Raw genomic sequence first — 11,395 nt, 5'->3', positions numbered from 1 at the left:
GGGAGGCACAGCGGTCATGCGCCGGCTCTGGACTCCACCAGAAGCGACGGCGCGCGGGCGGGTCCGTGGCCGAATACAGTAAACCGTGAATCTGGAATTCGAGCTTATCGAGCTGCGCACCCGCCACGCGTTCCATATCGCGCGCGCGGCTGCGCCGGAGGTGCGGCGCTCGGTGTGGGTGCGGCTCCGGGACCGGGACGGGCTGGAGGGGTGGGGCGAAGCCGCGCCCAGCGCCTACTACGGCGAGACGGCGGAGACCGTGGTCGCCGTGCTGCCGCGGCTGGCCGCGGTACTCGAGCCTGTTTGGGGGGACGACGCCTTCGCGCTCGAGCGCCTCGAGCAGGAGCTCGAGCGGGCCGTGCCGCGCAATGCCGCCGCCCGGGCCGCGGTCTCCGCGGCGCTGCATGACCTGGCCGGCAAGCGCCTGGGCGTGCCGGTGTGGAGGCTGTGGGGGCTCGATCCGGCGGCGGCGCCGAAGTCGTCGTTCACCATCGGGCTGGACGAGCCGGAGCGCATGCGCCTCAAGCTGCGCGAGGCTGCGGGGTATCCGATCCTGAAGGTCAAGCTGGGCACGGACCGGGACGAGGAGGTGCTGCGGCTGCTGCGCGAGGAGGCGCCAGCCGCCACGCCGCGCGTGGACGCGAACACCGGCTGGGACGTGAACCGGGCGCTCGCCATGCTGCCCTTGCTCGAGGAGCAGGGTATCGAGCTGATCGAGCAGCCCCTGCCTCCGGCCGACCTCGAAGGGCTGCGGCGGGTGAGCGAGCGCGCCCGGATCCCGATCATTGCCGATGAGTCCTGCCTTATCGCCGCCGACATCCCCCGCCTGGCCGGCTGCGTGGACGGGATCAATATCAAGCTGGCCAAATGCGGCTCGCTGCGCGAGGCGCTGCGCATGGTACACGTGGCGCGCGCGCACGGGCTGCGCGTCATGCTGGGCTGCATGGTCGAGAGCACGCTGGGCATCGCCGCGGCCGTCCAGCTCGCGCCGCTCGCCGACTACGTCGACCTGGACGGCGCCGCGCTGCTGGCCCACGACCCGTTCCGCGGGCCCGGGCTCGAGCCCGACGGGCGGCTGCGCTTCAACACCGAGCCGGGATTGGGGGTGGTTTCCTCACCCCGAGCGAGCCGTTCGGGGTAGCCGCGCGCAAACTCCGCGACCCGCGCTGCCCAACTCCTGCCAGCCGGTACAAGCGGCGCGCTCGACCTTGCTGGCCATTTTCAGAGCGCGAGCCGGACATCGACGCCTTTCTCTTCGCTGAGCCGGAAGGTGTGCTGTCTTCCGTCAGGTAGCGTGATAGTACGATTGCGGTACCGCAGCGACCGGCTGAAGACGACCACGCCCTGCCGGCCCATCGCCGAGAGCTTGTGCGTCCAGAAGTGATGCCAGAAGGGGCTATCGGACAGATTGGGAATCCCGGTGTAGAAGCGGACCGCGGTGAGCGCCCAACCGTGTCCCGCGCAGAGCTCTCGGGCGAGGGCCGCTATGTCGTAATTCGGGTAGGTGTAGCCGAAGGCCTCGCGCGCCGAGTGGAAGAGGGCCATCGACGAACACGAAGGCCCGCTTGACAGGAGGCTCGGCGTTCATTCACCGCCAGCTGAAAAATAACCCCGCCCGAGGCCTCGCGGCGTGTCAGGCGGGGAACAAATGGCAACTAAAGTGTCGCGGATCCCAGGCGTAATGTCAAGGCCCCTTCACGAGGTCTGCCTAAGTCAGTATCCCTTCGTCAGATAAAGCGGCGGGATCGCGCCCTCTAGCATAGGCGCGGGCCGGCGCGCGACGCAAGCCGCGACGTCCAGGTACCGCTCGCGTGCCGCCCACAACGCCCCCGCTGGGGACGCGGGCCCGGCTGGTCGCGCTCCGCGCCCTCGAGCGCAGCCTGCAGCACTGGCCGGGGCGGACCGCAAGACCTAACATGCCGGGACGCGCCTGCGTCTAGCTGACATTCCCTTCCATCTGTTTCGCGGAGACTTCCATGAACCGACTCGTTGCCGGCCTTACCCTGGCCGCCGCCCTGGGCTGTGCCTCCGGATCCGGCCGCACGGCACCGGAGCCGCAGCCGCAACCGCCACAGCCCCTGCAGCCCGCGGCCCAGCAGCAGCCGACCCGTTCCGCGGCGCAGCAGCAGCAGCCGCCCCAACAGCAAGCGGCGGCCCGGCCGCAGTCCGGGTCTCAGGACGGGCTCAAGCCGTTTGCGGAGCTGACGCGCGGCGCGACCGCCCGGACCGGTCTGTTCGACAGCTACCAGAAGGGCGACCATCTCTACCTTGCCATCCCGCGGGACCGGCTGGGCCGCGAGTTGATCCTGACCTTTACCGTGGCCCAGGGCATTGGCGCCCGCGGCATCTTCGGCGGGACCATGCTGACGCGGGACGCTAACATCGTCGCGCTCGAGCGCCAGGGCGACCGCGTTTTCCTGCTGAAGCGGCCGCACCGGTTCGTGGCGCCGCCCGGCTCGGCGGTCGAGAAAGCGGTGCAGCTCACTTTCGGCGCCTCCGTGCTCGAGTCGGCCCGCATCGAGTCGGTGCGCGAGGACTCGGCGCTGGTCATCGACGTGCACGACTGGCTGGTCTCCGACCTCTCGGCCGTGGGCGAGCGGCTGGGCGCCGGGGAGGAGCGGCCGGGTCAGCCGGGTCGCGCCAGCTTCGACCGCTCGCGCAGCTACCTCGAAGCGGTGAAGTCGTTCCCGGACAACCTGAACCTCCGGGCCAAGCTGACGTTCCGGCCGCCGCAGCCGGGCAGCCTCACGCCGGGCAGCCTCACACCGGGCAGCCTCACCAGTGTTCCGGATAGCCGCTACGTCCCGGTTACGGTGCACTATTCGCTGGCCCGGCTGCCGGAACGGCCCATGCAGCCCCGGGCCGCGGACGACCGGGTAGGCTACTTCCTGACCGCGCACAAGGATTTTTCCAAAGACGAAGGCGCCTCTTTCTTCCAGCGCTGGATCAACCGCTGGCGCCTGGAGCCGAAGGACCCGGCCGCGGCGGCGCGCGGCGAGCCGGTCGAGCCGATGCAGCCCATCGTCTACCACCTGGATCCGGGTATCCCGGAGCCGTACCGGCCGGCCATCAAGGCGGGCGTCGAAGCCTGGAACCGCGCCTTCGAGGCGGCCGGCTGGAGGAACGCGATCCGCGCCGAGCCGCTCCCCGAGGGCGCGGACGCGGAGGACCTGCGCTACGCCAGCATCCGCTGGAACACCTCGGACCAGCCGGGCTACGGCGCGATCGGACCCTCGACCGTGGACCCGCGCACGGGCGAGGTCCTGGATGCGGACATCCTGATGGAGGGCAACATGGTGCTGGGCTTCAGGCGGGCCTGGCGCACCATGGTCCGGCCCAGCCAGGTGGTCAGCGAGATGCTGGAGTCCACCCCGGGGGAGCTGGACTGGCTCGAGGCCGGGGGTGAGGCGGCCTCGCTGGGCGCTGCATTGCTGGAGCAGGGCGCCGCACTGCGTGCACTGCTCGCCGCCGCCGGCGACATCGGGCCGGGCGACCCGGTACCCGCGGAGTACGTAGAGCAGGCGCTCAAGTGGGTGACCATGCATGAGGTCGGGCACACGCTTGGCCTGCGCCACAACTTCCGCTCCTCGAGCGACACGCCGCTCGAGAAGCTGCCGGACGCGGAGTGGGCGGAGGCGCGCGGCGTGTTCAGCTCGGTCATGGAGTACCCGGCGGTCAACCTCGATGCCAAGGGCAGCAGCGGTTACTTCTACAACCCTACTGTCGGCTCCTACGACGTCTGGGCCATCAGCTACGGCTACACGCCCGACGACGCGCGCGCCGCGGCCCTGGCGCGGGAGGCGGCGCGTCCCGGCCACGCCTACGGCACGGACGACGACGCGCGCGGCCCGGGCGCACTCGATCCGACCGTCAATGTCTACGACCTGAGCGCGGACCCGCTGGCCTGGGGCAAGCGCCGCACCCGCTTGCTCTCCGGCCTCTGGCCGGCGCTGGCGGAGAACGTGTTGCGGGACAATTCCCGCTACGCCGACGTGACCGACGCGTTCCGCAGCCTGCTCAACGAGTACGGCCGCGCGCTGGCTCCCGCGGTCAAGTACCTGGGCGGGCAGTACCATTATCGGGACCACGTGGGCGACCCGGGCGGGCGCGCGCCCTGGGTCAAGGTGCCCAAGGCGAAGCAGCAGGAGGCGCTCGAGTTCCTGCGCCAGCACGCGTTCGGCGAGCAGGTCTTCGAGCTGCCGCGCGCCGTGCTGGCCCGCTTCGGCGCCAACCGCTGGAGCCACTGGGGCGAGACCAACAACTTCGATGGCCGCATCGACTACCCGTTCCTCGAGCAGGTGCTTGAGCTGCAGCGCTCGCTGCTCGAGCAGATGACCAGCCCGCTGCTCTTCGCCCGCATCCGCGACGCCGAGCTGAAGTACGGCCCCGCGGACGTGCTCACCATCCCCGAGCTGCTGGCGGGCATCACGCGGACCGTCTGGGGCGAGCTGTGGACGGACGGCGCGCGCCCGATCCGCGCGACGCGCCGCGACCTGCAGCGCGCCTACCTGGACCGCATGACCGAGATCCTGGTCACGCCTCCGACGCGCATGCCCGCGGACGCGCGCGCGGTCGCGCGCCTGCGGCTCCAGGAGCTGGACCAGCGCATCGCCCGGCGGCTGGCGGCCGGCGCCGCCGCCGACGACTACACGCGCGCGCACCTGGTCGAAAGCCGCGCCCGCATTGCCAAGGCGCTGGAGGCCGGACTGGAGGCGGAACGGCCGGCCCGCCCGTCCCGCGAGCCCACTTCCAACTGAGCGCAGGAGGCCAGACCCATGGACCGACGTGTTCGTGGCCATGCTGATCGTCCACGCGAAACGAGGATTCTTCGCTTCCGAGGGCGGCATCGAGCTGGTCCTCCTCCTCTGCGCGGGTGCTGCGGCCCTGGCGCTGACCGGGCCAGGCGCGCTCGCGCTGGATAGCGTCGTGAAATGGCCACCACGCGAGCGCAGCCTGGTCAACGCCTGAAGCTCTGGCGGGTCTTTTCGGGCCAAGGGCTCTAGTCGGCGGACGCCAGCTCCTCGGCTACGGCATCGGCCTCGGCCTCCTCAGCCCAGGGCAGGGTGGTATCGGGCAGCCGGGATCTCCGCCGGAAGATGCGCTCGAGGAGCAGCTGCAGGTTGTCCGCCACGAATTCGAACGGCGTCTTCTCCGTGTTGGCCCGCGTCGAGATGTAGCACATCTCGCAGGTGTTGTGGCGCGTGAACTCCCGCAGCATGGTCCGCTGCGAGGTGTGGTAGGCCATGACCATGGCGCAGGGAGTGAGCCGGCCATCAGGGTTGATGACCAGGAAGCGGCGGCCCGCCTGGCAGCCCGGAATCGTTCCCCCGGTCAGGAAGCGGTAGAACTTCCAGAGTACGCGCTCCGAGGTATAGACCGGGTACCCCGCCCGCTTCATGGCGATCACGGTCTCGAACACGCGCCGCAGCTCGGCATAGGTCTCCTCCGCCGGCATGCCCCGCAGGTCGCTGAGCCGCAGCGGCGTGTAGGCGGAAAAGTTGATGGGCGTGCCCCAGCGCTTCGCCAGCCGCACCATCTCCGGCACCTCGCGGAAGTTCCAGGCCGTGATGCAGGCATTGAGGGAGACGTCATTGTTGCCCAGTGCCGCCAGCCGCGGGATCACGCGGTCCATTTTCTGGAAGAGCCCGGGAATGCGCCGGAACTCACTGTGCCGGTCGTCCGGGAAATCGAGCGAGATCGAGAACTGGTTGATCCCCGCCTGGCGCAGCCGGCGGTATCTCTCGACCGTAAGATTCGAGGCATTGCTCACCATCACCATCCAGGGCAGATCGCCCGGCCTGGCCATGGCGCGCACGATGTCGTAGACGTCGCTCCGGGCGAGCGGCTCGCCGCCCGAGATGTGCGCGACGACCGGGCGCAGATCGCGGCAGATGCGGGCGTAGTCCTCCGCGCCCAGCCGCTTCTCGCCCTTGACCGGGCCGCCCCAGTTGCAGTGCCAGCAGTTGGCCGTGCAGGCGTGCGTGATCTCGAAGGAGACGGAGAGCGGGCGCTGCTCGATGCGGTTGCGGATGCCCCGGAACAGCATCTTCGCGGCAATGCGGCCGGTAATGTTCATGGCTTCCGCCTCTTCACGGTCGAGAAGTGTGGGGATGCTGCGACGTCGGGGCGCGGCGCTGTCCTGCATCGCCCGGCATTCTTAGGCGCGGCGCCCGGGCGGGCTTGCACGGAGCCCGGGAGACGGGCCCGAAGATAGCGCGTCGGGTGTCCGGAAGTGAAGGCTGGCGTTCCGGCCCGGGAGCCTGCATACTGCTGCCCGTGTCCACCTGCGCTATTTGCGGTGCGGAGCTCCCGCGACGTTCGTCCGCCTGCGCGGGTTGCGGCGCGCCGTCCCGGCTCGAGGGCCGCGATACGCAAGGGAGCCGCGCCCAGTGCCCGCACTGCCGCAGGACCATCTGGTCGCTGGCCGAGCGCTGCCCCGGCTGCGGCGCCCGCGGCTACCCGGCGCTCCGCCCGCGCTGGGGAGACAAGAGCCAGGCGGCGCCGGATTCCTAGGGGGTAGCCCACCCCTTGATGCCGGCTCCGGATGATTCCAGCGCAGTGAAATTTTTCGTCCGCTAGCTTTTCCAGCCCAGCGCCTGGGCGACGTCCTCGCTTCTGCCGCCGACCTCGACCACGTTCACCCTCGCGGCCAGCGCGCGCTCCGGGTCCTTGAGGCCGTGGCCGGTCAGGATGCAGACGCAGCGCTGCTGCGGCTCGACCTGCCCCGCCCGCACGGCGCGGCGCAGGCCCGCGATGCCGGCGGCGGATGCCGGCTCGCAGAACACGCCCTCGCGCCGGGCCACCTCGTGGTAGGCCTCCAGGATCTCCTCGTCCTCGACGGCTAGGATGGCGCCGCCCGAGTCGTGCGCCGCGGCCAGGGCCGGCTCCCAGGTCGCGGGCCGGCCGATGCGTATGGCCGTGGCCACGGTCTCCGGCCGCTCGACGGGGTGCCCCAGCACCAGCGGCGCCGCGCCCGCCGCCTGCACGCCCAGCATGCGCGGCAACTGGCGGGATCCGCCCAGCTCCTGGTAGCGGCGGAAGCCGAGCCAGTACGCCGTGATGTTCCCCCCGTTGCCCACCGGCAGCGCGAGCACCGCGGGCGCATCGCCCAGCGCATCGCAGATCTCGTAGGCGCCCGTGGCCTGCCCCTCGATGCGGTGCGGATTGACCGAGTTGACCAGCGCGACCGCGTAGCGGCCGGCCAGCTCGCGCGCGATGTCGAGGCAGCCGTCGAACCCGGTGTCCAGCGCCAGCACACGCGCGCCGTATATGCCCGCCTGCGCCAGCTTGCCCGCGGCCACGCTACCCTGGGGCAGCAGGACCACGGCCTGCATGGCCGCGCGCACCGCGTACGCCGCCGCGCTGGCGGCCGTGTTGCCGGTGGACGCGCACAGCACCGTCTCGGCCCCGGCCTCGGCCGCCTTCGCCACCGCCACCACCATGCCCCGGTCCTTGAACGAGCCCGTCGGGTTCAGCCCCTCGTACTTGAGGTAGAGCTCCCGGACGCCGACCCACTTGGCCAGCCGCAGCGCGGGAAGCAGCGGCGTATCCCCCTCGTGCAGCGTGAGCGCGGGTGTGCGTGCCGTGACGGGCAGTAGCTCGCGGTAGCGGGCCAGCACTCCCGGGCGGGCTCGCGGGCTCATACGGGCGTGAGGAAGCGAAGGCCTTCCAGGTCGGGCGACGCGGCAAACCAGATGACCTCGCCTTCCCGCACCGCGTCGCGGAACGCCGCCGCCATGGCTTCCGCGACCGCCGCGGCCTGGCCGGCCGGGCACGCCGCAATCAGCCCGGAGCCGCTGCCGGAGATGGTGGCCGCCCAGGCGCCCGCGCTTTGTGCGGCAGCCAGCGCCGCGGCGGCGCCCGGGATCAGTGGCAGCCGGTAGGGCATGTGCAGCTCGTCAGAGAAGCCCAGGCGCAGCAATTCCGGGTCCGCGGTTTCCAGGCCGCGGACCAGGGCCGCCACCCGGCCCAGCCCGCGGGCCGCCAGCGCGTGCGGTACGGCGGCCGGCAGCGCGGCCCGTGCCTCGGCAGTGGCCACGCCCAGGCCGGGCGCGGCGAACGCGAAGGCGATGGCTGGGGAGAGCGGCAGCCGGAAGGCCCCTGCCCGGCCCGCGCCGTCCCGGGCCACGCCCACCAGCCCGCCCAGCAGCGCGGGCGCGGCGTTGTCCGGGTGGCCCTCGAGCGCTTCCGCCTCGCGCAGCGCCGCCTGCCGGTCGAACCCTGCGATCCCATGGGCTGCTTCCGCCTCCCCCGGTCCCGTCTCCATCTCCCCGGGTCCCGCCGTGTCCCCGTCGGGCAGGTGTGGTGCGGTGGCAGCGGCGGCCAGGGCCAGGCCGGCGACCACGGCTGCCGCCGAAGAACCCAGGCCTCGGGCCACCGGGATCCCGGAGTCCGCGACCAGCCAGCCTCTGGGCTCGGGCAGGCCGCGCCGGCGGCAGCTCGTCCGGAAGGCCCTGACCAGCACGTCCTCGTCCGGCGAGACGGCCAGCCGGGCCAGCGTGCCGCGGCGCTCGACGCGCAGCTCGCCGGCGCCCCGCTCGTAGCGAGCGGTCAGGTAGCGGTCCAGCGCCAGACCGATCGCGTCGAAGCCCGCGCCCAGGTTCGAGGTGCTGGCCGGAACCCGCACGGCCGCGGCCTGCAACGCCTCCGGCCGGGACCTCCCACGCCGCGGTTGGTCGGAGAATTGCTCGTGAGCAGGATCCGTGTTCAACAGGGGCTCAGTAACTGTTTCGCAATTTCGAGAACGTATCAGCTCGGTGCCGCGCGCGCCGGGAGCGCGGGATCCAGCGGCGTTGGCGAGGCTTCCCGCCCCTCCGTGCCCTCCGTGTCCTCCGCAGTGAAAGTACCTCCATGGCGCAACGGTGTGCTTCAAGAGCGGGCACAGGTACGGTGCGGCTTTCGACACGAACCCGCTGTGCGCGGTCGGCAGGGGAGCAACGCTGGCCTTCCGCAAGGCGCTGGCAGCTCAGCTCAGCGCCCCCAGCACCAGGTCCACGTGCTCGGCCGGCTTGACCCGCGGAAAGATGCGCGCGATGCGGCCGGCCTCGTCGATCAGGAAAGTGGTGCGCTCGTTCCCCCAGAAGCTGCGGCCGTACATGCTCTTCTCCCGCCACACGCCGTAGGCTTCCGCTACCTTGTGCTCGGTGTCGGCCAGCAGGCGGAACGGCAGGCCGTACCTGTCCCGAAAACCGCCGTGCGAAGCCGGCGAGTCGGGGCTCACACCCAGTACCAGGGCGCCGCGGGCCTCGAGCTCCGGCAGCCGGTCCCGTAGCCCGCAGGCTTGCGTCGTGCACCCCGGCGTATCGTCCTTGGGATAGAAGTAGAGGACAACCTTGCGGCCCCGGAAATCCGAGAGGCGCACGGTCGAGCCGTCGTCAGCCGGCAGCTCGAATTCGGGCGCGGGATCGTTTTCCTGAAGCATGCTCGTCTCCTGAGGCGAGGGCCTGGCACTCAGATCAGACGGCCGAGTTGGAGCCAATCCAGCCCACCCGTGTCGCCTGCGCCACCTCGAGCACCGGGCAGCTCGCCCACCTGCCTCGCCTCCTGAAGCGCGGCGCCGTCCCCGGGAGCGGCGTTGGAGAATCGTTCCAACTTCACCTCACGGTCCCCAAGCCGCTCGTCAGTCTGCAGCGGCTTGTTAGGGCGCAGCGCGCCGCAACCACGTCTCCGGGTGGCGGTGCCCGTGAATCACGCCTACGACGCTGATCGTCGACGGGAAGACCTTGTAATAGACTGCGTAGGGGAAGCGCCGCAGGAGAACGCGACGAAGATGAACCCCGAACGATGGGGTGACGCTCGGGCGCTTCTGCGATAAGTGTCATCGCGTCGTCTACCGCGTTGAGGAACTGTTGCGCTGCAGCGGGGGAGCGTTCGAGATACCACTCGAAGGCAGCAACGATCTCGGCCCTCGCGATCTTGCGAACACGGAGCCGACGCACCTACCGAAGCTTCTTGCGGAGCTCGTCGCGGATGTCTGCCCAGTCATCGCCTGCCTCAGGCGCCTCGTCAGCTTCCGCCTCGCGGCGGTGCAGCTCGGCGGCTAATGCGGGCGTGATCGGCGCAGCGACGGCGGGGTCGAGGCTGTCCCACAGCCTCCCAATGAGCTCGATTCGCTCTTCGGCGGTGAGGTCGTCGACCGCGATCGGACCACTCATATGGCAAAAGTGTAAGCGTGAACATACCCTGCCGCAAGGCGCCGTGCTGCGCGCTGGTGCGTCTTGCGCCCGCAAGCTGAATTGCGCGGGGCCGGGACCTTCTCGCGCGAGGACGTTGGGGCCCGCCAGGGTGCGGGGTAGTCGGGATCCTCTCGTCGGCATATGTTAGCGATGGTCTCGCCGGGCCGGCCGCCGCCCCACCTCCTGCCCGGGCGGGCCTGGGGGGTGGGGGACGGGGCAGCCACGGGTCCCAACGCTCTCTGGATTCGTGCATCGCCGCAGGAGACTTGCCCTATGTCCGCCAGCAGCGCGCCTGCCGAGCTGCCCGTCCCCGACTTCTATGACCCGCGCCACGCCTCGGCCTGGGGCTACCGCCCGGACCAGCAAGCGCTCTTCGAGCGGGCCACCGCCTGGCGGGCGGAGCACGGCCTACCCGCTGCCGCGGCCGACCGCCGGCAGATTCACCTGCTGCTGATCGACGTGCAGAAGGACTTCTGCTTCCCCGAGGGCGCGCTCTATGTCGGCGGGCGGAGCGGCCGCGGCGCGCTCGAGGACAATGACCGCACGGCCCGCTTCATCTACCGCAACCTGGGCGTGATCAGCCGCCTCACCTGCACGCTGGACACGCACTACCCCTACCAGATCTTCTCCCCCGAGTTCTGGCTGGACGAGCAGGAGCAGCCGCCCGGGCCGCACCGCGAGGTGAGCGCAGCGGAGGTGCAGGCGGGGAAGTTGCGTCCCAACCCGGCGGTCGCGGACTGGGTCGCGCACGGCGACTATGGTTGGCTCCGGAAGCACGCGGAGCACTACTGCCAGAAGCTCGGGCGCCGGGGGAAGTACCGCCTCTACCTCTGGCCGCCGCATTGCATCCTGGGGAGCGAGGGGCATACGCTGGTGGGTGTGGTCCACGAGGCGCGCATGTTCCACGCCTATGCGCGCCGGGCGCCCGCCTCCATCCAGGTGAAGGGCGATACTCCGCTCACCGAGTACTACTCCGCGCTCGGCCCGGAGGTGACGACCACGTTCGATGGCCAGCCGCTCGCACCCCGCAGCAGGGCGTTCCTGGAGACGCTGACGGCGGCGGATGCGCTGATCATCGCCGGCCAGGCGGCCAGCCATTGCGTGAAGAGCACCATCGATGACCTGCTCGGCCAGGTCGACCCCAGCCTGGCCCGCAAGGTCTACATCCTCCGGGACTGCATGTCCTCCGTGGCCGTGCCCGACCCCGCCCGGCCCGGCGC

Annotated in this window: 12 protein-coding genes; 4 read left to right on the top strand and 8 right to left on the bottom strand. The window is 71.0% G+C overall.

The window, feature by feature from the left end; translation table 11 throughout:
* The first annotated feature begins 85 nt into the window (after positions 1-85).
* The gene (locus tag HY703_12780) at positions 86-1,141 is read left to right on the top strand and encodes a dipeptide epimerase (protein MBI4546068.1); all 1,056 of its coding nucleotides are present in this window, start codon (positions 86-88) and stop codon (positions 1,139-1,141) included.
* An 80-nt stretch (positions 1,142-1,221) separates the two neighbouring features.
* On the opposite strand, the gene HY703_12775 is transcribed toward HY703_12780, so the two are convergent.
* The gene (locus HY703_12775) at positions 1,222-1,545 is read right to left on the bottom strand and encodes a hypothetical protein (protein ID MBI4546067.1); all 324 of its coding nucleotides are present in this window, start codon (positions 1,543-1,545) and stop codon (positions 1,222-1,224) included.
* Positions 1,546-1,976: 431 nt separating this feature from the next.
* Between HY703_12775 and HY703_12770 the strand changes: the two genes are divergently transcribed.
* On the top strand, positions 1,977-4,757 hold the full coding sequence (locus tag HY703_12770) for a zinc-dependent metalloprotease (GenBank protein ID MBI4546066.1): 2,781 nt from the start codon (positions 1,977-1,979) through the stop codon (positions 4,755-4,757).
* 40 nt (positions 4,758-4,797) lie between these two features.
* Positions 4,798-4,968, top strand: coding sequence for a hypothetical protein (locus HY703_12765; GenBank protein ID MBI4546065.1), 171 nt, complete (start codon positions 4,798-4,800; stop codon positions 4,966-4,968).
* A 31-nt stretch (positions 4,969-4,999) separates the two neighbouring features.
* Here HY703_12765 and HY703_12760 read toward each other — a convergent pair whose 3' ends face one another.
* The 7 genes from HY703_12760 to HY703_12730 form a co-directional block, all read right to left on the bottom strand.
* On the bottom strand, positions 5,000-6,145 hold the full coding sequence (locus tag HY703_12760; GenBank protein ID MBI4546064.1) for a radical SAM protein: 1,146 nt from the start codon (positions 6,143-6,145) through the stop codon (positions 5,000-5,002).
* A gap of 430 nt (positions 6,146-6,575) precedes the next feature.
* Positions 6,576-7,643: a threonine synthase gene (locus tag HY703_12755; protein MBI4546063.1), complete on the bottom strand. Its 1,068-nt coding sequence runs from the start codon at positions 7,641-7,643 to the stop codon at positions 6,576-6,578.
* Complete coding sequence (locus HY703_12750; protein ID MBI4546062.1) at positions 7,640-8,641, bottom strand: homoserine kinase; 1,002 nt, start codon at positions 8,639-8,641, stop codon at positions 7,640-7,642. Before HY703_12750 ends, HY703_12755 begins: the two co-directional genes overlap by 4 nt.
* A gap of 324 nt (positions 8,642-8,965) precedes the next feature.
* Positions 8,966-9,421 carry a thioredoxin-dependent thiol peroxidase gene (bcp, locus tag HY703_12745; GenBank protein ID MBI4546061.1) on the bottom strand — a complete coding sequence of 152 codons (456 nt, stop codon included), beginning with the start codon at positions 9,419-9,421 and terminating at the stop codon, positions 8,966-8,968.
* A 29-nt stretch (positions 9,422-9,450) separates the two neighbouring features.
* The gene (locus HY703_12740; protein ID MBI4546060.1) at positions 9,451-9,591 is read right to left on the bottom strand and encodes a hypothetical protein; all 141 of its coding nucleotides are present in this window, start codon (positions 9,589-9,591) and stop codon (positions 9,451-9,453) included.
* A 2-nt stretch (positions 9,592-9,593) separates the two neighbouring features.
* Entirely contained in the window at positions 9,594-9,938 is a 345-nt protein-coding gene (locus tag HY703_12735) for a type II toxin-antitoxin system RelE/ParE family toxin (protein ID MBI4546059.1), read from the bottom strand.
* A complete protein-coding gene (locus HY703_12730; GenBank protein MBI4546058.1) occupies positions 9,939-10,154 on the bottom strand; it encodes an addiction module protein in 216 nt (71 codons plus the stop codon).
* Between the two features lie 294 nt (positions 10,155-10,448).
* On the opposite strand from HY703_12730, the gene HY703_12725 reads away from it, so the two are divergent.
* On the top strand, positions 10,449-11,395 hold a 947-nt coding region (locus HY703_12725; GenBank protein MBI4546057.1), incomplete at its 3' end, for a cysteine hydrolase family protein.

The sequence above is a fragment of the Gemmatimonadota bacterium genome (assembly GCA_016209965.1).
Lineage (GTDB): Bacteria > Gemmatimonadota > Gemmatimonadetes > Longimicrobiales > RSA9 > JACQVE01.
This window is presented reverse-complemented; position numbering and strand designations above follow the sequence as displayed.